Below are 20,687 nucleotides of genomic sequence, written 5' to 3' on the forward strand. Positions count from 1 at the left end.
TCATGGCTGAAGTTACTTTCAACAAACTGGAAAAAGTTTACTCCAACGGTTTCAAAGCGGTACACAGTATCGACCTGACCATCAAAGACGGCGAGTTTATGGTTATCGTTGGTCCGTCCGGCTGCGCCAAATCCACGACGCTGCGCATGCTGGCCGGTCTGGAAACCATCAGCGGCGGCGAAGTGCGCATCGGCGAGCGGGTAGTGAACAACCTGGCGCCGAAAGAGCGCGGTATCGCCATGGTGTTCCAGAACTATGCGCTCTATCCGCATATGACGGTCAAAGAGAATCTGGCCTTCGGCCTGAAGCTCAGCAAGTTGCCGAAAGACCAAATCGAAGCGCAAGTTACCGAAGCGTCCAAAATTCTTGAATTGGAAGAATTGATGGATCGCCTGCCCCGCCAGCTCTCCGGCGGTCAGGCGCAGCGCGTGGCGGTAGGCCGCGCCATCGTGAAAAAACCCGATGTGTTTCTGTTTGATGAACCGCTCTCCAACCTTGACGCCAAACTGCGCGCCTCCATGCGCATCCGTATTTCCGATCTGCACAAGCAGTTAAAGAAAAGCGGCAAACCGGCCACCACGGTTTATGTTACCCACGACCAAACCGAAGCCATGACCATGGGCGATCGTATCTGCGTGATGAAACTGGGCCACATTATGCAGGTGGATACGCCGGATAACCTGTACCACTATCCGTGCAACATGTTCGTCGCCGGCTTTATTGGCGCGCCGGAAATGAATATCAAACCCAGCAAGCTGGTGGAAAAAGACGGTCAGATCGGTTTAACCGTTGGTCATTACACGCTGGTCTTGAACAGCGAGCAGCAGGATAAAGTGCGGGCCTACTCCGGCCAGGATATTTTCTTCGGTATCCGCCCGGAATACGTGACCGTATCGGAGACCCCATTTGAGGGTAATCACTCTCAGGGCGAGCTGGTGCGCGTAGAGAACATGGGCCATGAATTCTTTATGTATATCAAGGTGGATGGCTTTGAATTAACCAGCCGCGTGCCATCCGACGAAGCGCGGTTGATTATCAAGAATGGCCTGCATCGCCAGGTATTCTTCCAATTCGATATGGATAAGTGCCATATCTTTGATGCAAAAACAGAAAAAAACATCTCTCTCTAACAGGAGCAGTTACCGATGAAAAAAGCGATCCTACACACATTGATAGCCTCATCTCTGGCGTTATTGGCTCATCAAGCTTTTGCCGCCGACCAGGTTGAGCTGCGTATGTCATGGTGGGGAGGTAATACTCGCCACCAATATACGTTGAAAGCTATTGAAGAATTTCATAAGCAACACCCGAATATTAATGTTAAGGCCGAATACACCGGTTGGGATGGTCACCTCTCCCGCTTGACTACGCAAATTGCCGGCAATACCGAACCGGACGTGATGCAAACCAACTGGAACTGGTTGCCGATCTTTTCTAAAACCGGCGACGGTTTCTACGATCTGAATAAAGTTAAGGATGAGTTGGATCTGGGGCAATTCAATCCCTTGGATCTGCAATCCACCACGATTGAAGGCAAGCTGAACGGTATTCCTATTTCCGTCACCGCCCGCGTGTTCTATTTCAACACCGAAACATGGAAAAAAGCCGGTCTGGAGTATCCTAAAACCTGGGATGAACTGCTGAACGCCGGTCTGGTTTTCAAAGAGAAACTGGGTGAGCAAGCCTATCCGGTGGTGCTGGAACATCAGGACTCCCTGGCTCTGCTTAACTCCTATATGGTTCAGAAATACAATATCCCGGCCGTAGACGAGAAAAATAAGAAATTTTCATACACGGATGACCAGTGGGTTGAATTTTTCGCTATGTACAAAAAACTGGTTGATAGCCATGTGATGCCGTCAGCGAAATACTATGCCTCTTTCGGCAAGAGCAACATGTATGAAATGAAACCGTGGATCCTGGGCGACTGGGGCGGCACTTATATGTGGAACTCGACGATTACCAAGTACTCCGATAACCTGCAACCACCGGCGAAGCTGGAACTGGGGAGCTACCCGATACTGCCGGGCGCCAAAGATGCCGGTCTGTTCTTTAAACCGGCTCAGATGCTATCTATCGGTAAATCGACTAAACATCCAAAAGAATCCGCCATGCTGATTAACTTTCTGTTAAACAGCAAAGAAGGCGTTCAGGCATTGGGGTTAGAGCGTGGCGTACCGCTCAGCAAAGCCGCGGTGGCTCAGTTAACCGCCGATGGCGTCATTAAAGATGATTCTCCCGCGGTTGCCGGGCTGAGTCTGGCGCTGTCGCTGCCTCACGAAAGCAGCGTTTCGCCTTATTTTGACGATCCGCAAATCGTTTCTCTGTTCGGCGACGCCATTCAGTATATCGATTATGGTCAAAAGTCTGTTGAGGAAACGGCAAAATACTTCCAGCGCCAGTCTGAACGTATTTTAAAACGCGCCATGAGATAACTATCAATATCATTATCCCACTATTGATCCCTGCCGCTCAACCGGCAGGGATTTTCATTTCCATTCCTGATAAAAAGCCCGCCGCCCACTCACTGAAAACAATGCTTACCATCATCATTGCAACGAGTATCTAAAGCCATATTAAAATAATCCATAGCGCCGTAAAAAAATAATAAACCGCCTGACGTGAATCATTTCATCTTTCTTGAAACCAGAAAGACAAGCAGGCACGTCCAAATCACAAACAAAGCCAAAACAATAATATTTTATTTAGCAAAAGATGTTAATCACAAAACCAACCAACATACATTGCTACCATGTAAAGTTTCATAAAAATACAAACATTTAAATATCAATAAATTACATAAATAAAAACAACGAAAAACAAACATTAAAACACAAAAATAATTAAAAAACTCATTATTAAAAGAGTGGATTTTTCATTTAAACTGAAACACAAAACAGATCAAAACCGATCATTATCACAAATTAAAACGTTATTTCATTTTTATTATTACCAAAAGATCAAGATCACAAAATAAACGATAAGGATAAGTAGAATGTGCCATACCTCAAGGAGAGGTATTTTTATCAAACATAATCCAAACCGCACAGGTAATAAAAAAATGAAATTAAAATCATTAGCTCTGGCAGTTACCTCTTTAATCAGTATTAATGCAATGGCCGTTACTATCGATTACCGCCATGAAATGAAAGATACGCCAAAGAATGATCACCGCGATCGTCTGTTAATATCTCATCGTTTTGCCAATGGGTTTGGCCTGTCCGTTGAAGCAAAATGGAAGAATGGCGAACCGTCACAGGAAACTACGCCCAACAAGCCTTATCATGAAACCGTTAGTAACGGTACTGAAGTCGTTGCCAGCTACGTTTATAATTTTAATAAAACCTTTTCTATTGAACCAGGATTCTCCTTAGATTCCTCTTCATCGTCCAACAACTACCGTCCTTATTTGCGCGGTAAAGTCAATATTACTGACGATCTGTCCTACTCACTGCGTTACCGGCCTTATTACCTGAGAAAAAGTTCAAATATCGGCGGTTCAAACCATACCCAGGAAAACGGCTATAACCTTACCGGGACACTCACCTATAAATTCCTGAAAGACTTCCAGATCGATTATGAAATGGATTATAAAAAAGCGAACAAGGCTGGCGCCTACCAATATGATAATGAAACTTATAACATCGACCATGATATAAAATTGGGCTACAAGCTGGATAAAAACTGGAAGCCATTTATTGCTGTCGGTAATGTGGCGCAGGATGGCAAGTCCGATCACCGCCAAACCCGCTACCGCGTAGGTGTACAGTACAACTTCTAATAACCCGTCATGCTATTAGTATTGCATTCGTCATTATCGTGTCTGAATTATCCTCTTTACATATGAACGTTATCTATTGATCTACTTTTGCCACTTCAGGGCAGTCATTTCTCTCTCCGATATAATGACTGCCCTTTTTTTAGCCCACTCAATCAGCCGCAATTCCTCTTAGGTAGATGACTCAAAGTACTCGACGCCGCGTAAAAAAGGACAAAAGACGCCATAAGTAATAGATCGTTACGCTGTAACTACTTCCGCTGATCGTGACAATCTCTTATACTGTATAAAATAACAGTTCGATTCGAGACGTTTAATGACTGCGGAAGGACATGTCCTATTCTCTGTTGCCTGCGCGATCCTGGCTAAAAAAGTGGAATTGTCGCCGGAACTGGCGGCGGGAGACTGGTGGCATATCATTCCGGGCGCGCTGCTGACGTCGCTCCTGCCGGATATTGATCACCCCAAATCCCTGCTGGGGCAAAGGCTGAAGTGGATATCGGCGCCTATCGCACGCGCATTTGGCCATCGCGGTTTTACCCATAGCCTGCTTGCCATTGTTGCCGGCGTATTCTTCATTCAAACTCGCCTGCCGTCTGATTGGCTGCTGCCGACCGACGCCTACCACGCCATGATTGTCGGTTACCTAAGCCATATTGCCGCCGATCTCCTGACCTCGTCAGGCGTGCCTCTGCTCTGGCCTTGCCGCTGGCGTTTTCGCTTGCCGATATTAAACGGCCAAAAAGGCAACCAGCTAGAACGTTTCCTTTGCATCGCCTTTATTGGCTTTTCGCTATATCAGCCACAAAAAAGTCTGAACTGTTGTACTTACGAACAATCATTCAGACTTATCCGCGCGGCGCAGGCACAAGTGATCCAACTGTTAAAATAAGCGCCGTCCCAATAGGCGATGGGTTATAGAATCGTTGCCGCGGTAGCGGACAATGCAGCGATATATGCCAAAAATTACGAAGATCATGAGCGCTATTGGCTATAATTTATCACTTACAGGCATATAACAAACTTATGAAAGAACTGTTATCCTTGTGCGCGTTTTTCATCATGCTGAAAATATTATTCATCTAATTAATAGGGAGAAGTGGAGATGAACTTTCCGCTGCTATTAAATATTCTGGCGTTTGCCGCCCTATTGTTCTTGCTGGGATACGCCAGCAAGAACAGATCGTGGAGCCTGGCAAAAAAAGTCTTATTGGGTCTGGTTATCGGGGTGTTATTCGGCCTGGCGTTACACCTGGTCTACGGCAGCGATAATCCTGTCATCGCACAATCTATCGCCTGGTTTAACATCGTTGGCAACGGCTATGTTCAACTACTGCAAATGATCGTGATGCCGCTGGTATTTGTCTCCATTCTGAACTCGGTCGCCAAGCTGCATAATGCCTCTTCATTAGGGAAGATCAGCATACTGACCCTTGGCACCCTGCTGTTCACCACGCTCATCGCCGCGCTGGTCGGGGTTTTCGTGACGAATCTGTTCGGATTGACCGCCAGCGGATTGGTGCAGGGCGCACAGGAAACCGCTCGCCTGTCGGCTATCGAAAATAACTATGTGGGCAAAGTTTCCGATCTGAGCATCCCGCAGATAATCCTCTCCTTCATTCCTAAAAATCCTTTTGCCGAGTTGACCGGCGCCAACCCTACCTCAATCATCAGCGTGGTTATCTTTGCCGTGTTCCTCGGTGTCGCGGCGCTGCAATTGACCAAAGATGACGCGGTAAAAGGCGAGCGCGTGCTGACCGCCATCGATACCTTGCAATCCTGGGTCATGAAACTGGTTCGACTGGTAATGAGGCTGACCCCGTACGGCGTATTGGCGTTAATGACCAAAATGGTCGCCAGTTCCAACCTGCAAGATATCCTTAAGTTGGGTAGTTTTGTGGTGGCGTCTTACCTGGGGCTGGCCATCATGTTCGGCGTTCACGCGCTGATCCTATCGTTGACCGGCATCAACCCCGCCCGTTTCTTCCGCAAGATATGGCCGGTACTGACGTTTGCCTTTACCAGCCGCTCCAGCGCGGCGACCATTCCTCTCAGTATTGAAGCGCAAACCCGCCGTATCGGGGTACCGGAATCCATCGCCAGCTTTGCCGCCTCATTCGGCACCACTATCGGCCAAAACGGCTGCGCCGGGCTTTATCCCGCGATGCTGGCGGTGATGGTTGCCCCGACGGTCGGCATCAATCCGCTCGATCCGGTATGGATTGCGACGCTGGTCGGCATCGTCACCATCAGTTCAGCCGGCGTGGCCGGCGTGGGGGGCGGAGCAACCTTCGCCGCGCTGATTGTCCTGCCGGCCATGGGATTGCCCGTTACCCTGGTTGCATTGCTGATTTCCATCGAACCATTGATTGATATGGGGCGTACGGCATTGAACGTCAGCGGCTCGATGACGGCGGGAACCGTAACCAGCCAGTTATTGAAACAAACGGATAAGACCGTGTTTGACGGGCAGGAAGAGGCTGAGCTGGCGCATCGATAATGCGTTCATAAAGCCTTCGCCGTCTGGCGTAAAAAAAACGTGCCGGCAGTTGTTCCGCCGGCACATTAACCCTTTTTACTCTTTAACTCTTTAACGACTAGTTCAGCGCGCTATTCAGAAGGATAGCCGTGATTATCCCGGTAGCGGCGGCAATCAAGACATAGTTACCGTCAATGTAGGCCCAGTGCTGACCGGCGGGCGGCTCACGTAAACCGCGGGCGCGCCAGTCATTAACCCGGTAATCATTGCCACGGAAACGTTGCGGCACCGGATGCCCCTTCCTGAAATCATTTCCCCCGGATGCGAAATGGTCCCGCTCACGGAAGTTGGCTGCATTCCGCTGTTCACGCGGAGCCTGCTTTACCTGTTTTACCGCCTGGTTCCCTTTGTTATTGTTGTGGCTGTTGCCGTTAGGTACGTTTCTTTGGTTGTTGTTAGCCGCCGGCGCATTCTTACGATCGCCACCGTTTTGATTGTTGTTTGGCAGCATCTTCTGCTCTTGCTGTCCATTCGGTCCCTGCGCAAAAGTCAGTCCTGAAAAGGAACTTGTCGCCAGAAGTAACGACATCATTAGTGCCAGTGTTTTTTTCGTCATTGCATTTTCCTCAACGCATAAACCGTTTTGTAGAACTTGGTTAACAGCAATATCGGTCACAATGTCACGCAATGAAAGGTAGAAATATCTTAAACCCCTTGATCTGACAATATATTACCAAATTCAAACAGAATCTTAACACTCTAAATAGAAGGTAATGATCAAGCGGCTTTGCTCTGGCTGATATTGCGTCATCCATGGCGGGAAAGGTTAGCGGACGGGTAGCGGGATACTAACAGATCATGCTGAAAGGCATCTAAAAAGAGATGTGCGTCTTTCAGCATGTTTGTAACGATAAAAATTCAAAAATAACGATTGGAGATAATAAACCAAGTAAGCTCATCGCTTACGTGAAAAGTTTGTTATCGTTGTGGCGAAGTATCGTATGCTTCACAGCTCTGGAAGCCCTTGTTCAGCACATGACCGGTTTCGTCATAACTGACAAAGTAGCTTTGCGCCGTTCCATCGCGGTTTTTCAACAGATAATTACTACACGTTCCCCGCGCATTTCTCATCCGTACTTCCGTTGAGCCCGGTCCGGCAATCTGCAGAACCTGCTGCTTCGTCATCCCGGTTTTCACATCCTTCACGACGGGTTCCGTCACCAGACTTTCTGCTTTATTGTAGGTTGTACACCCAGAAAGAAGAACAACACCAGCCGCTGCCATACAGAGCAAGAGTCGATTATTTTTCATTGCATTACCTCAAGTGAATGGGTCACTGTTAAGACTAGATGGCAAAAGACGTTTTTTCAAATTTTAACCCTAGGAATGCACGCATTAATTAAGCGCCGGGGCGATTTTATCCATAGGTAAAACTGCTGATAGCGCGCTTGTCCTTTTTCTTCACGCCAATTAGCTTTACACTCTGATGATTAAGGCATTTTGGGCAGGATCAACAAGTTCAGGAAGGGGAACGTTATGTCATTACAACAAGACATTATCACCGCGTTGGGCGTTAAAAGCAGTATTGACCCGGCGAAAGAAATCCGTGTCAGCGTTGATTTTTTAAAGAGTTATCTGGCAGCGCATCCGTTTGTGAAGTCGTTGGTTCTGGGCATCAGCGGCGGTCAAGACTCGACGCTGACCGGTAAACTGTGCCAGACGGCCATCACGGAATTGCGTAATGAAACCGGCAATCAGGATTATCAGTTCATCGCCGTGCGTTTACCTTATGGCGTACAGGCCGATGAGTCAGACTGCCAGGATGCCATTGCTTTCATTAAACCGGATAAGGTGCTGACGGTTAATATCAAACCTGCCGTCAACGCCAGTGAAGCCACGCTGAGAGCGATCGGCATTGAGCTGTCTGACTTTGTAAAAGGGAACGAAAAGGCGCGCGAACGGATGAAGGCGCAGTACAGCATCGCCGGGATGAATGCGGGCCTGGTGGTCGGAACGGACCATGCCGCAGAAGCGGTAACCGGCTTTTTCACCAAATACGGCGATGGCGGCACCGATATCAATCCGATATTCCGTCTGAATAAACGTCAGGGTAAGGCTCTGTTACGCGAATTGGGATGCCCGCCCAACCTTTATACCAAAGCGCCGACGGCCGACCTGGAGGACGATCGCCCTTCTCTGCCGGACGAAGTGGCGCTGGGCGTCACCTATGAAAAAATCGATGATTACCTCGAAGGTAAGCAGATTGATGCAAAAGATGCCGCGATCATTGAAAACTGGTATCTCAAAACCGAACATAAGCGTCGGCCGCCGGTTACCGTTTTCGACGACTTCTGGCGTTAAGACTCTATCGGTTGTTACGGGGCGGATACTGACGTCAGTATCCGCTTTATTATTCCCGCTCCATTATAATAAGTAAGACTTCCCATCATGATCTCGACGCTACAACGCGCAACCCTGGCAGGTTTAGTGGCAATCATTCTATGGAGTACGTCCGTCGGACTGATTCGTAGCCTGACCGAAACGCTTGGCCCGATCGGCGGCGCGGCCATGATCTATTCGATGAGTACGCTATGCCTTTTTCTGTTTTACGGCATGCCGCAGATCAAAACGCTGCCTAAAATCTACCTGCTGGTTGGCGGCCCCTTGTTTGTTTGCTATGAAATCTTTCTCTCTCTGGCCATCGGGTTAGCCAATAATCGGTTACAGGCAATGGAGCTGGGAATGATTAACTACCTCTGGCCCTGCCTGACCATTCTGTTCGCCATCTTCATTAATCAGCAGAAAAGCCGCATATTACTCTGGCTGGGGCTGGCGCTCTCTTTAGCCGGCATCGTCTGGATTATGAAGGGCGACGGCGCATGGTCCCCCTGGCTGCTGTGGCAAAACATTCTCACCAATCCGCTGGCCTATGGGCTGGCCTTCTCCGCGGCGGCGGTTTGGGCGCTATATTGCAATATCACCAAGCGTTACGGTCAGGGTAAAAGCGGTATTTCGCTGTTTTTTCTGGTGGCGTCCGCCGTATTGTGGATTCAATATGCGCTGAGTGCGGAAGGACCGATCATATTTACCCTAGCGTCATCGATAGAGCTTATTTTTATGGGCGCATCGACCGCGCTGGCATACTCAGCCTGGAACGCCGGGATTCAATACGGTAATTTAACGCTGCTGGCGACGGCCTCCTATTTTACCCCGGTCCTCTCTACGCTGCTGGCCGCGCTGTGGCTGAGAACCACGCCCGCGTTCTCCTTCTGGCAAGGCGTACTGATGGTGACGGCGGGTTCCCTGCTATGCTGGTGGGCTACCCGGCAACCCGGACGATAAACTGTTCATATTATTCAGGTGTCCCGCTGAGGACAATTACCTGTTATAGTAGTTTTCACATTTTTTTAACTCAAAATTCATTACATGTTACGGCGTTTCTTCTCTTATTACGCTCCTTACAAGGGGTTATTCGTTCTCGATTTTGGCTGCGCCATTATCGCCGGCTTACTTGAACTGGGTTTTCCGATGGCGATCAAATCGTTCATCGATACGCTGCTGCCGGCGCAAAATTGGACGCTGATTCTGCTCGCCTCTATCGCTCTTCTGGCCATTTATCTGTTGAATACCGGGTTAATGGCGATCGTTAACTATTGGGGCCATGCGCTGGGCGTCGGCATCGAAACGGACATGCGGCGGCAGGCGTTTGAACACCTGCAAAAATTGCCTTTCCGCTATTATGACAATATGAAAACCGGGCATATCATCACCCACGTCACCAAGGATCTGGAAGAGGTCGGCGAAATTGCGCACCACGGTCCGGAAGACCTGTTCATCGCCGTAATGACCTTCATTGGCGCATTTATCCTGATGGCGACGGTACATCTGCCGCTGGCCATGTTGACCATCATTATCGTGCCGTTCATGACATTTCTGGTGAGCCGCTATGGCGCCCGGATGACGGAAACCTGGCGGCAGTTATTTGGTCAGGTCGGTAATTTCAATGCCCGTATTGAAGAGAGCGTCGGCGGTATTCGCGTGGTGAAAGCCTTTGCCAACGAAGCGCATGAGAAGCAACTATTTTCCCATGATAACGAAAATTACCGGCGCACCAAGCTGCAAGCCTATCGCATCATGACGGCCAGCCTGACCCTCAGCTACCTGAGCACGCGCCTGATACAGCTTATCGTCATGCTGGCCGGTATCTGGTACGTCATTGCAGGCGAACTGAGCTATGGCGGTTTTATCGGTTTCCTGCTGCTTATCGAAGTGTTTTTCCGCCCGGTGGCCAAAATCACTTCGGTGCTGGAAAGTTATCCAAAAGGCATCGCCGGTTTTAAACGCTTCACCCAACTAATTGATACCGTGCCGGAAATAACGGATGCTCCCAATGCGCGCAATGTCGGTCCGCTCAAAGGCGACATCCAGTTCAATCAGGTTGGATTTGGCTATTCGCCCGACCGCCCCATCCTCCATAACGTTAATCTGTCGATTCGTGCTGGCGAAACCGTCGCTTTTGTCGGGCCGTCCGGCGCAGGGAAAACCACGCTCTGCTCATTGCTGCCGCGTTTTTATGACCTGTCCAGCGGCAGTATTACCATTGACGGCATTGATATCCGGGAAATGACCCAGACCTCTCTGCGCAGCCAGATCGGTATCGTGCAGCAGGATGTCTTTCTATTTGGCGGCAGCATCCGGGAAAATATCGCCTACGGAAAACTGAACGCCAGCGACGACGAAATCATGCTGGCGGCACAGCGCGCCAGACTGAACGAGTTGATTGACGATCTGCCAGACGGCCTCGATACTGTTGTGGGCGAGCGCGGAGTCAAGCTGTCCGGCGGACAGAAACAGCGCTTGTCTATCGCGCGGATCTTCCTGAAAAACCCGCCGATACTCATTCTGGATGAAGCGACCTCGGCACTGGATACCGCAACGGAACAGGCGATTCAACAGTCGCTGAACGAACTTTCCGCCGGGCGCACCACATTAGTCATCGCCCACCGTCTGGCGACGATACAGAACGCCGAACGTATTGTGGTGGTGGATAACGGCGGCATCATCGAACAGGGCAGCCATCAGGATCTGCTGGCTCACAGCGGTATTTATGCCAGCCTGCATCAGGCGCAGTTCGGCTATACCTGATACATTCGGCTATGTCTGTTATGCCGCAGGGTTTTATCGGGGGGAATTATCTCCCCGTTTTTTTCTATAGACAAGAAAAAGGCCGCTTACGCGGCCTTTTTTGGTGATGACTTTTACTCTTTGGGAGAAGCGTTCTCTACCCGACTCTTCAACTTTTGCCCCGGACGGAACGTGACCACACGGCGCGCCGTAATCGGAATATCTTCGCCAGTTTTTGGGTTACGTCCCGGTCGTTGGTTCTTGTCTCGCAAATCAAAGTTGCCAAACCCCGACAATTTGACCTGCTCGCCATTTTCCAAAGCGCGACGAACTTCTTCAAAAAACAGCTCGACTAGCTCTTTGGCATCCCGTTTGCTCAGCCCAAGCTTCTCAAACAGGTATTCTGACATTTCAGCTTTTGTAAGCGCCATAGGTTCAATCCCTCAAGGATGCTTGGAATCGCTGTTTTAATGCTGCTACACATTCTGCAACGGTAGCGGCAATTTCCTCTTCTGCCAGTGTACGGGAGGAATCTTGCAAGATTAGGCTTACAGCCAGGCTCTTATACCCATCCGCTACGCCCTTCCCACGGTACACGTCGAATAAGTTTACGCCAACTAACTGATTTGCGCCAACTTTCTTACATTCGGCTAAAACATCGCCAGCGGGAACGTTTTCAGCCACCACAATAGCAATATCTCGGCGGTTTGCAGGGAAGCGAGAAATGTTGCTCGCATCAGGCAGCACGCGGTCTGCGACCTTATCCCACAGCAGCTCGAACACCACTGTGCGCCCATTCAGATCCAGTTTACGATCCAGTTCAGGATGGATAACCCCAATAAATCCAATGCGTTCCCCGCACAGATAAATAGCAGCACTTTGCCCCGGATGCAATGCCGGATTGCTTTCCGCTCTGAATTCGACCTCAGACAGTTTACCCGTTAACGCCAATACCGCTTCCAAATCGCCTTTCAAATCATAGAAGTCAACGGCCTGACGCGACAGATCCCAATGCTCCTCATAGCGGTTGCCGGTTATCACCCCGGCTAACATCAAATCTTGGCGAATGCCCAGATTGGCGCTGCTGTCAGGTACGAAACGCAAGCCGCTCTCGAACAAACGCAGGCGGTTTTGCTGACGGTTCTGGTTGTACACCACCGCGCTCAGCAGACCGCTCCACAGAGACAGACGCATGGCTGACATCTCGGCGGAGATCGGACTGGGCAGAATTAACGCCTCCTCGCCGGGGTGGATTAGCGCTTGAATCTTCGGATCAACAAAACTGTAAGTAATTGCTTCCTGATAGCCATGATCGACCAATAACGTCTTCACTCGCTTCAGAGGAAGATCCGCTTCACGATGGGCGGTCATCTTCAACGGAGCCTGGGTGGCGACATTCGGAATGTTATTGTAGCCATACAGACGCGCGACCTCTTCCACCAGGTCCTCTTCAATTTCCATATCGAAACGCCAGCTTGGCGCGACGGCCTGCCATCCGGCATCAGTTTTCGTCACCTGACAGCCAAGACGCTGCAAAATATCGCTGACCTGCTCGTCGGCAATATGATGACCGATTAAACGGTCAAGCTTTTCACGGCGTAGCGTAATGGTGGCGCGAACCGGTAAATCCGCCTCGCTGGTCACGTTCACCACCGGACCGGCCTGACCGCCGCAGATATCAATCAGTAAACGTGTTGCACGTTCCATCGCTTTGAGCTGCATCTGCGGATCGACGCCGCGTTCATAGCGGTGAGACGCGTCTGTATGCAGGCCATGACGACGCGCTCGTCCGGTAATCGACAACGGATTAAAGTATGCGCACTCCAGCAAAACATTCCGGGTATTTTCATTAACGCCGGAGTGTTCGCCGCCAAAAATGCCGCCCAGCGCCAGCGCTTTTTGCTTATCGGCGATCACCAGCGTGTCGGCTTGCAGTTTCACCTCGTTGCCGTCCAGCAGAGTCAGCGCCTCATCCTCCCGCGCCATACGAACCACGATGCCCCCATCGAGACGGTCAAGATCAAAGGCATGCATCGGCTGGCCTAACTCCAGCAGAACGTAATTGGTGACGTCCACAACCGGGTCGATAGAGCGAATACCGCAACGACGCAGTTTTTCACGCATCCACATCGGGGTGGCGGCGTTAATGTTGATGCCCTTGACGACACGGCCCAGATAGCGCGGACACGCCTGCGGCGCGTCGACCTGAATCGGGAACGTATCCTGAATAGTGACATCGACAGGCGCGATTTCCGGCTCTGTCAGCGCTAACTGATTCAGCGCCGCCACATCGCGAGCCACGCCGATGATCCCCAGACAATCGGCGCGGTTTGGCGTCACGCTGATATCAATGGCATTATCATCCAGCCTGAGGTAGTCGCGAATATCCGTCCCGAGCGGCGCATCCAGCGGCAATTCGATAATGCCATCGTGATCGTCGGAAATACTCAGTTCAGAGAATGAACAGAGCATGCCTTCGGATGGTTCGCCGCGCAGTTTGGCCGCCTTGATTTTAAAGTCGCCGGGCAACACCGCGCCGATTGTGGCGACGGCGACCTTCAAGCCCTGGCGGCAGTTAGGCGCGCCGCAAACAATATCCAGCAGGCGATCGCCGCCCACATTGACTTTCGTTACGCGCAGCTTGTCGGCATTGGGGTGCTGACCGCATTCCACGACTTCGCCCACAACCACGCCGTGAAACGCGCCGGCAACCGGCTCTACGCCGTCAACTTCCAGGCCGGCCATAGTGATTTGTTCAGATAGTGCTTCGCTGTCAATCGCCGGGTTTACCCACTCGCGCAACCAGAGTTCACTGAATTTCATGATGATATTCCCGCCTTACTTAAACTGTTTGAGGAAACGCAGATCGTTTTCAAAGAACGCGCGCAGATCGGTTACGCCGTAGCGCAGCATGGTCAATCGCTCCATGCCCATGCCGAAGGCAAAGCCGGAATAGACATCCGGATCGATGCCCACGTTACGCAGCACGTTAGGATGCACCATGCCGCAGCCCAGCACTTCCAGCCACTTGCCGTTTTTGCCCATCACATCGACTTCAGCGGAAGGCTCGGTAAATGGGAAATAGGAAGGACGGAAACGGACCTGGAGATCTTCCTCAAAGAAGTTGCGCAGGAAATCGTGCAAGGTTCCTTTCAGATTGGTAAAGCTGATGTTTTTATCGACAATCAGCCCTTCCATCTGATGGAACATTGGCGTATGCGTCTGATCGTAGTCATTACGATATACCCGGCCTGGCGCGATGATGCGAATCGGCGGCTGCTGCTTTTCCATGGTGCGAATCTGCACGCCGGACGTCTGCGTACGCAGCAGACGGGTGGCATCGAACCAGAAGGTATCGTGATCGGCGCGCGCCGGGTGGTGCCCGGGAATATTCAGCGCATCGAAGTTATGATAATCGTCTTCAATTTCCGGCCCTGTCGCCACGGAAAAGCCCAACTCGCCGAAAAAGGTTTCGATGCGTTCAATAGTGCGAGTGACCGGATGCAGACCACCGTTTTCGATGGTGCGCCCCGGCAGAGACACATCAATGGTTTCTTCGGCCAGGCGGGCATTCAACGCAGCGGATTCCAGCGCCTGTTTGCGCGCGTTCAGCGCCTCCTGCACTTCCTGCTTGGCCTGGTTAATCACCGCGCCCGCGGCAGGACGTTCTTCAGCAGGCAGCTCGCGCAGCGAGGTCATCTGAAGGGTTAAGTGACCTTTTTTGCCAAGATATTCGACGCGCACGGTATCCAGCGCGGCAACATCCTGGGCCTCTTCTATGGCTGTTCTGGCTTTGGCTACCAGCTCTGCGAGATGTGGCATTGCATTCCTCTTCTTCTGCCTGTATGGCCAACTGTCATGATTGGAAAATATTTACTCAATAACGCGTGATGCTTTTTCACCGCGTATTGAAAATTTTGCTTATTAAACAAAAAAGCCTCCCTGAGGGAGGCTTAGGCGCTACTTTTCGTTTCTTTTCTTACGCGCAAAGCCACCCTGAAGTCAGGCGCTAAAGTAAAAAAAGAAACGGAAAATAGCAGTATGCATACTTGCGTTACCTTGTCGTCATCGTAGAACGGGAAAATAAAACTGCTTTATTGAAAGATGAGACACACAAAATGTCAACAGTAATAATTGCTTATCTGAGCGTTAGCGCCGATTAAAAACGAAAAGAGGGAGCAAAGCCCCCTCTTTCAACTGACTTACGCCAGCGCTGCTTTCGCTTTTTCGACCAGCGCGCTAAATGCGACTTTGTCGAATACGGCGATATCAGCCAGGATCTTACGGTCAATTTCAACAGAGGCTTTTTTCAGGCCATTGATGAATTTGCTGTAAGACAAGCCGTTTTGACGGGCTGCTGCGTTGATACGTGCAATCCACAGCTGACGGAACTGACGCTTACGTTGACGACGGTCACGGTAAGCATACTGACCAGCTTTGATTACTGCCTGGAAGGCAACACGATAAACGCGCGAACGGGCACCATAGTAACCTTTCGCTTGTTTCAATACTTTCTTGTGACGTGCACGAGCAACCACACCACGTTTTACGCGAGCCATATGCTCTCTCCTAAAGTCTTATTCTAAATTCAAAAAAGGTTACTTATGCGTAAGGCAAACATGCGATAACCAGGCCCAGATCCCCTTTGGAGACCATGTCCTTCGGACGCAGATGACGTTTACGTTTAGTCGCTTTTTTGGTCAGAATATGACGCAGGTTGGCATGCTTACGCTTGAAACCGCCGCTGGCGGTTTTTTTGAAGCGTTTAGCGGCGCCACGTACTGTTTTGATCTTTGGCATGTTAATTTCCACTTCGCATTGTTAATTACAACGAATCAGATAAGGCGAACAAAACCCGCACGGCGCAAAGGCAGCGCGGGTTTTAATTACTTGAATGCCTTACTGTTTCTTCTTAGGTGCGAGCACCATGATCATCTGGCGGCCTTCAATCTTCGATGGGAAGGATTCAACCACAGCCAGTTCACTCAGATCGTCACGAACGCGGTTAAGCATTTCGATACCAATCTGTTGGTGCGCCATTTCACGACCGCGAAAACGCAGTGTGATTTTGGCTTTATCGCCGTCTTCCAGAAAGCGAACCAGGTTGCGTAGTTTGACCTGATAGTCGCCATCATCGGTACCAGGCCGGAATTTGATTTCCTTAACCTGAATGACTTTTTGCTTCTTCTTTTGTTCCTTTGTGGCCTTACTCTTCTCATAGAGGAACTTGCCGTAATCCATGATTCGGCAAACCGGCGGCTCGGCATTCGGACTGATTTCAACTAAATCAACACCTGCTTCCTCGGCTTTTTCTAATGCTTCATTCAGACTTACAATGCCAAGTTGTTCGCCTTCGACGCCGGTCAGGCGTACCTCTTGTGCGCGAATTTCTCTGTTGATGCGATTAGGACGCGCCGGTTGAACTCGTTTTCCGCCTTTAATACCTTATTCCTCCAATTGATGAAGACTACGGCTGCGAATCTCTTGCTGCAGCTTACTGATTACTTCACTAACGTCAACACTTCCCAAATCTTTGCCTCGGCGGGTACGGACAGCAACTTTTCCTGCCTCTACCTCTTTATCGCCGCAGACCAGCATATAGGGAACACGCCGTAAAGTGTGCTCGCGGATTTTAAAGCCTATCTTCTCATTTCTCAAGTCTGCTTTTACGCGAATACCTGCTTCTTGCAATTTTTTGGTCAATTCGCTGACATAATCAGACTGGCTATCGGTGATATTCATAATCACCGCCTGTACCGGCGCTAACCATGTTGGGAAGAAACCCGCGAATTCTTCGGTAAGAATACCGATGAAACGCTCCATTGATCCCAGGATAGCCCGGTGAATCATTACCGGCACCTGACGTTCGTTGTTTTCGCCTACGTAAGAGGCATTCAGGCGGCCGGGTAATGAAAAGTCGAGCTGCACCGTACCACACTGCCAGGCACGATCCAAACAATCATGTAGAGTAAATTCAATCTTAGGACCGTAAAACGCCCCTTCGCCCGGCTGATATTCAAATTGAATACCGTTTTCCGACAGCGCGGCGGCCAGGTCTTCCTCTGCACGATCCCAGATTTCATCGCTGCCGATGCGTTTTTCCGGACGAGTGGACAGTTTTACCGCGATTTTTTCAAAACCGAAGGTGCTGTACACATCATATACCATCTTGATACAGCTATTAACTTCATTGCGAATTTGCTCTTCGGTACAGAAAATATGCGCGTCGTCCTGGGTGAAGCCGCGCACGCGCATCAGCCCGTGCAGCGAACCTGAAGGCTCGTTACGATGGCAACTGCCGAACTCGGCCATCCGCAGCGGCAAATCGCGGTAGGATTTCAAGCCCTGATTGAAAATCTGCACGTGGCCCGGACAGTTCATCGGCTTGATACAGTATTCACGGTTTTCAGACGAGGTGGTAAACATCGCGTCTTTGTAATTGTCCCAGTGCCCGGTTTTTTCCCACAGCACCCGATCCATCATAAATGGGCCTTTCACTTCCTGATACTGGTACTCTTTGAGCTTCATGCGCACGAACGCTTCCAGCTCGCGGAAGATGATCCATCCGTCATTGTGCCAGAACACCATGCCCGGCGCTTCTTCCTGCATATGATAAAGATCGAGCTGCTTACCGATTTTGCGATGATCGCGCTTCGCCGCTTCTTCAAGACGTTGCAGATAGGCATTGAGCTGTTTTTTATCCGCCCAGGCCGTTCCATAAATGCGCTGCAGCATTTTGTTTTTGCTATCGCCGCGCCAGTAAGCGCCCGACGTTTTCTGCAGCTTGAAGTGATGACAGAAACGCATATTCGGTACGTGCGGGCCGCGGCACATATCGATGTATTCTTCGTGATGATACAAGCCGGGACGATCGTCATGACTGATGTTGTCGTCCAGAATGGCTATTTTATACGTCTCGCCGCGGGCGGCAAAAGTATCACGCGCTTCCTGCCAGCTTACTTTTTTCTTAATGACGTCATAATCTTTGCTGGCTAGCTCATGCATACGCTTTTCAAGCAGATCGACATCTTCCTGGGTCAGGGTGCGGTCGAGGTCAACGTCATAATAAAAACCGTTGTCAATCACCGGGCCGATGGCCATTTTGGTATCAGGCCATAATTGCTTAATCGCATGCCCCAACAGGTGTGCGCAAGAGTGACGGATAATCTCCAGGCCGGCTTCATCTTTCGCGGTGATGATGGCTAATTGAGCATCGTTTTCAATCTTGTCGCAAGCATCCACCAGTTCGCCGTTCACGCGTCCGGCAATACAGGCTTTTGCCAATCCGGGTCCGATATCGAGGGCTACATCAAGGGGGGAAACGGCGTGGTCGTAATGACGCTGACTTCCATCAGGAAGGGTAATAACAGGCATTATAATTCCCTTATTTGCAGTGGTGACCCACACGAAAGATCACATACAAAATAACTTGTTCATTTAAATTCAATATATTACCCATGCTATTCCTCTATACTCTGCGGAATATGTACACATGGCGGCGCATTGATTAACAATGACCCTGCGTGACACGGATAACGTCCCGGTAATAATACACCGTATAATGCTGGCGTTAAAGCGAAGTAAAAAAGGTAATCAGCGCATGAAAGCCGTTGATTATCACGGAAACCGCGTGCGCGTAAGTCTTACCGTACAGAATTCCGATAGGGTTCCGCCATCACGTTTGAACCGCGCCCAATCAGGTTCCCGCATGTTTTGCTTCGGTTAATACCATTACGCAGCCCAGTACGGTGATGGCGCCGGAAGCGCAAGAGTCGTTCTATGGCTTGATTTATTTTTCCTGCGCGCTTCTCATCGTTATCTGATCATAGACGGATGCATATCCCATCAAATCCTGTCTGGCGGCCAAAAATGATGGATTCCCCGCGTTGCGGAAAAAGGTGTAATCGCCCTGGGGATAGAAATCGCTTACGACGGTGTGTCTTATTCCACCGCTCTCATAGGTATAAATGTAGGTATAGCGGTCAATGCCTTTTTCCCAACCTCTGACTCTGACGTTGGTATCGCCGTACTTCTGTAAATAATGAATGGACTCGATTACCTGCTTGACGGTGAAGCCGCCGCCATCATCAATGCCGGATCTTAAGATAATCTTACTGTTCAGGACATTCTCTGGGGGCGTTTCATCCAGACATCCTGTCAGAAACAGTGGGACAAACAGCGTGGAAAACGCCAAGGCGAGTTTTTTATACATAATAAAGACCGAGGTTATTTGACCTTAACAGGTCTATCGGTCGTTTTACGCAGATCTTTAAAAACTCACCACGGCGAAACAGCCACGCCATGGAGTTCAAAAACAGTATTGAACCCAAGAGAGCCTGTGGCGGCGTGGAAAAGATCAACAAAGTGGATAGTGTGATTCACTCCACCTATTACCATGTAAAATATGTTTCAATAGCGAAAATCTGTTAAATAGCCCACTTTTTTTAAGCAAGTCCCGCGTTAATCTACGGACTGTTCCCTGCAAATCATTAGTCCGTTAACATTATTTTATCCATAGCTACCGCTATCGTTTCCAGTTATCCTTTTAAGGAAATAATATATGAAGATCAGGTTGTTATCTGTCATTCTGACGGGATTTTTCGCTGTTACCGTTTTTGCTGCAGGCAGTGTGATTAAAGATGGCACTTATAAAGCAGAAGCCGCCAATTTTGATGATCATGGATGGAAACCATTTCTGGAACTGACTTACAAAGATGGGAAAATTTCGGCGGTAAAATTTGACTATACCAGCGAGAAAGATGGTCACCTGAAAACATCAGACCAGGCGTACGGCAAAACAATGGCTGCAGCGACTGGCACTTCACCAGCCATTTATACGGTAAAACTGCCGCAGAGCCTGATAGAAAAACAGGATATCGCGAACATTGACGGCGTAACCGGCGCCACACACTCAACGGAAGATTTCAAAATACTTGCCAGTGCGGCAATAGAAAACGCGAAAGCAGGTAATCTAGAAACAACAAAAGTAGAGTAAGTTTCCGTGTGAATCGTTAACGTGCAACTATCCCGTAAGGCGCTGAAATACGGGATGTTGCACTGATATCATTACCGCTCTGGGATGATGTCCCTAAACTCAAGAGCGACGTCATCTTGCCCCTGCGAATTATCAGCACTCTCAACGTTCTGTTTTGGCGCCACTTGTTTCAACAGTTCCAACTGTTGCTTCTGCTGCTCGACGATCTGCCGCAACAGTTTGATTTGCTCGTTTGCTCTGACGCTTGCTCGGTTGAGAAAAAACCAGACCAGTAATATCAGCAGCGCAACGACTATGGCAAAAAGCATTTC

Annotated in this window: 21 protein-coding genes and 1 other annotated feature; of the genes, 9 read left to right on the forward strand and 12 right to left on the reverse strand. The window is 49.8% G+C overall.

Features of this window, described 5'->3' with window-relative positions:
• Positions 1-2: 2 nt before the first annotated feature.
• From ACN28R_RS08485 to ACN28R_RS08505, 5 genes are all read left to right on the forward strand, one after another.
• Positions 3-1,130, forward strand: a complete 1,128-nt coding sequence (locus tag ACN28R_RS08485) for an ABC transporter ATP-binding protein (RefSeq protein ID WP_048639015.1) — start codon at positions 3-5, stop codon at positions 1,128-1,130.
• Between the two features lie 15 nt (positions 1,131-1,145).
• Positions 1,146-2,435, forward strand: a complete 1,290-nt coding sequence (locus tag ACN28R_RS08490) for an ABC transporter substrate-binding protein (protein WP_048639016.1) — start codon at positions 1,146-1,148, stop codon at positions 2,433-2,435.
• 626 nt (positions 2,436-3,061) lie between these two features.
• Entirely contained in the window at positions 3,062-3,781 is a 720-nt protein-coding gene (locus tag ACN28R_RS08495) for an oligogalacturonate-specific porin KdgM family protein (protein WP_048639017.1), read from the forward strand.
• A gap of 313 nt (positions 3,782-4,094) precedes the next feature.
• Complete coding sequence (locus tag ACN28R_RS08500; RefSeq protein WP_048639018.1) at positions 4,095-4,670, forward strand: metal-dependent hydrolase; 576 nt, start codon at positions 4,095-4,097, stop codon at positions 4,668-4,670.
• A gap of 213 nt (positions 4,671-4,883) precedes the next feature.
• On the forward strand, positions 4,884-6,278 hold the full coding sequence (locus tag ACN28R_RS08505; protein WP_048639019.1) for an L-cystine transporter: 1,395 nt from the start codon (positions 4,884-4,886) through the stop codon (positions 6,276-6,278).
• Positions 6,279-6,375: 97 nt separating this feature from the next.
• On the opposite strand, the gene ACN28R_RS08510 is transcribed toward ACN28R_RS08505, so the two are convergent.
• Together ACN28R_RS08510 and osmE are read right to left on the reverse strand one after the other, a co-directional pair.
• The gene (locus tag ACN28R_RS08510) at positions 6,376-6,873 is read right to left on the reverse strand and encodes an RcnB family protein (protein ID WP_095834156.1); all 498 of its coding nucleotides are present in this window, start codon (positions 6,871-6,873) and stop codon (positions 6,376-6,378) included.
• Positions 6,874-7,235: 362 nt separating this feature from the next.
• Entirely contained in the window at positions 7,236-7,568 is a 333-nt protein-coding gene (gene osmE / locus ACN28R_RS08515) for an osmotically-inducible lipoprotein OsmE (protein ID WP_048639021.1), read from the reverse strand.
• 225 nt (positions 7,569-7,793) lie between these two features.
• On the opposite strand from osmE, the gene nadE reads away from it, so the two are divergent.
• The 3 genes from nadE (at position 7,794) to ACN28R_RS08530 (ending at position 11,402) form a co-directional block, all read left to right on the forward strand.
• Complete coding sequence (gene nadE / locus ACN28R_RS08520) at positions 7,794-8,618, forward strand: ammonia-dependent NAD(+) synthetase (protein ID WP_048639022.1); 825 nt, start codon at positions 7,794-7,796, stop codon at positions 8,616-8,618.
• Positions 8,619-8,705: 87 nt separating this feature from the next.
• Positions 8,706-9,599, forward strand: coding sequence for an aromatic amino acid DMT transporter YddG (yddG, locus tag ACN28R_RS08525; RefSeq protein ID WP_095834157.1), 894 nt, complete (start codon positions 8,706-8,708; stop codon positions 9,597-9,599).
• An 84-nt stretch (positions 9,600-9,683) separates the two neighbouring features.
• Positions 9,684-11,402, forward strand: coding sequence for an ABC transporter ATP-binding protein (locus ACN28R_RS08530; protein WP_095834158.1), 1,719 nt, complete (start codon positions 9,684-9,686; stop codon positions 11,400-11,402).
• A gap of 113 nt (positions 11,403-11,515) precedes the next feature.
• Here the strand turns inward: ACN28R_RS08530 and ihfA are convergent, their stop codons facing one another.
• The 9 genes from ihfA to ACN28R_RS08575 all read right to left on the reverse strand — a co-directional run bounded on the left by ihfA (position 11,516) and on the right by ACN28R_RS08575 (position 19,593).
• The gene (gene ihfA, locus ACN28R_RS08535; protein WP_009112984.1) at positions 11,516-11,812 is read right to left on the reverse strand and encodes an integration host factor subunit alpha; all 297 of its coding nucleotides are present in this window, start codon (positions 11,810-11,812) and stop codon (positions 11,516-11,518) included.
• Positions 11,813-11,816: 4 nt separating this feature from the next.
• Positions 11,817-14,204, reverse strand: coding sequence for a phenylalanine--tRNA ligase subunit beta (gene pheT / locus ACN28R_RS08540; RefSeq protein ID WP_095834159.1), 2,388 nt, complete (start codon positions 14,202-14,204; stop codon positions 11,817-11,819).
• A gap of 15 nt (positions 14,205-14,219) precedes the next feature.
• On the reverse strand, positions 14,220-15,203 hold the full coding sequence (pheS, locus tag ACN28R_RS08545) for a phenylalanine--tRNA ligase subunit alpha (RefSeq protein WP_048639026.1): 984 nt from the start codon (positions 15,201-15,203) through the stop codon (positions 14,220-14,222).
• 105 nt (positions 15,204-15,308) lie between these two features.
• Positions 15,309-15,434: a sequence feature (Phe leader region), on the reverse strand.
• Positions 15,384-15,428 carry a pheST operon leader peptide PheM gene (pheM, locus tag ACN28R_RS08550; RefSeq protein WP_121514181.1) on the reverse strand — a complete coding sequence of 15 codons (45 nt, stop codon included), beginning with the start codon at positions 15,426-15,428 and terminating at the stop codon, positions 15,384-15,386. It overlaps the preceding feature by 45 nt.
• 149 nt (positions 15,435-15,583) lie before the next feature.
• On the reverse strand, positions 15,584-15,940 hold the full coding sequence (rplT, locus tag ACN28R_RS08555; protein ID WP_048639027.1) for a 50S ribosomal protein L20: 357 nt from the start codon (positions 15,938-15,940) through the stop codon (positions 15,584-15,586).
• A 43-nt stretch (positions 15,941-15,983) separates the two neighbouring features.
• Positions 15,984-16,181 carry a 50S ribosomal protein L35 gene (gene rpmI / locus ACN28R_RS08560; RefSeq protein WP_048639028.1) on the reverse strand — a complete coding sequence of 66 codons (198 nt, stop codon included), beginning with the start codon at positions 16,179-16,181 and terminating at the stop codon, positions 15,984-15,986.
• Between the two features lie 99 nt (positions 16,182-16,280).
• Entirely contained in the window at positions 16,281-16,823 is a 543-nt protein-coding gene (gene infC, locus ACN28R_RS08565) for a translation initiation factor IF-3 (protein ID WP_072065893.1), read from the reverse strand.
• A 3-nt stretch (positions 16,824-16,826) separates the two neighbouring features.
• Positions 16,827-18,755: a threonine--tRNA ligase gene (gene thrS, locus ACN28R_RS08570; RefSeq protein ID WP_095834160.1), complete on the reverse strand. Its 1,929-nt coding sequence runs from the start codon at positions 18,753-18,755 to the stop codon at positions 16,827-16,829.
• 415 nt (positions 18,756-19,170) lie between these two features.
• Entirely contained in the window at positions 19,171-19,593 is a 423-nt protein-coding gene (locus tag ACN28R_RS08575; protein WP_048639030.1) for a hypothetical protein, read from the reverse strand.
• 348 nt (positions 19,594-19,941) lie between these two features.
• On the opposite strand from ACN28R_RS08575, the gene ACN28R_RS08580 reads away from it, so the two are divergent.
• Positions 19,942-20,376: an FMN-binding protein gene (locus tag ACN28R_RS08580; RefSeq protein ID WP_048639031.1), complete on the forward strand. Its 435-nt coding sequence runs from the start codon at positions 19,942-19,944 to the stop codon at positions 20,374-20,376.
• A gap of 71 nt (positions 20,377-20,447) precedes the next feature.
• Here the strand turns inward: ACN28R_RS08580 and ACN28R_RS08585 are convergent, their stop codons facing one another.
• Positions 20,448-20,684 carry a YebO family protein gene (locus ACN28R_RS08585; RefSeq protein WP_183092049.1) on the reverse strand — a complete coding sequence of 79 codons (237 nt, stop codon included), beginning with the start codon at positions 20,682-20,684 and terminating at the stop codon, positions 20,448-20,450.
• Positions 20,685-20,687 lie beyond the last annotated feature (3 nt).

The organism is Brenneria goodwinii (assembly GCF_002291445.1).
In the GTDB taxonomy this organism is placed as follows: Bacteria; Pseudomonadota; Gammaproteobacteria; order Enterobacterales; family Enterobacteriaceae; genus Brenneria; species Brenneria goodwinii.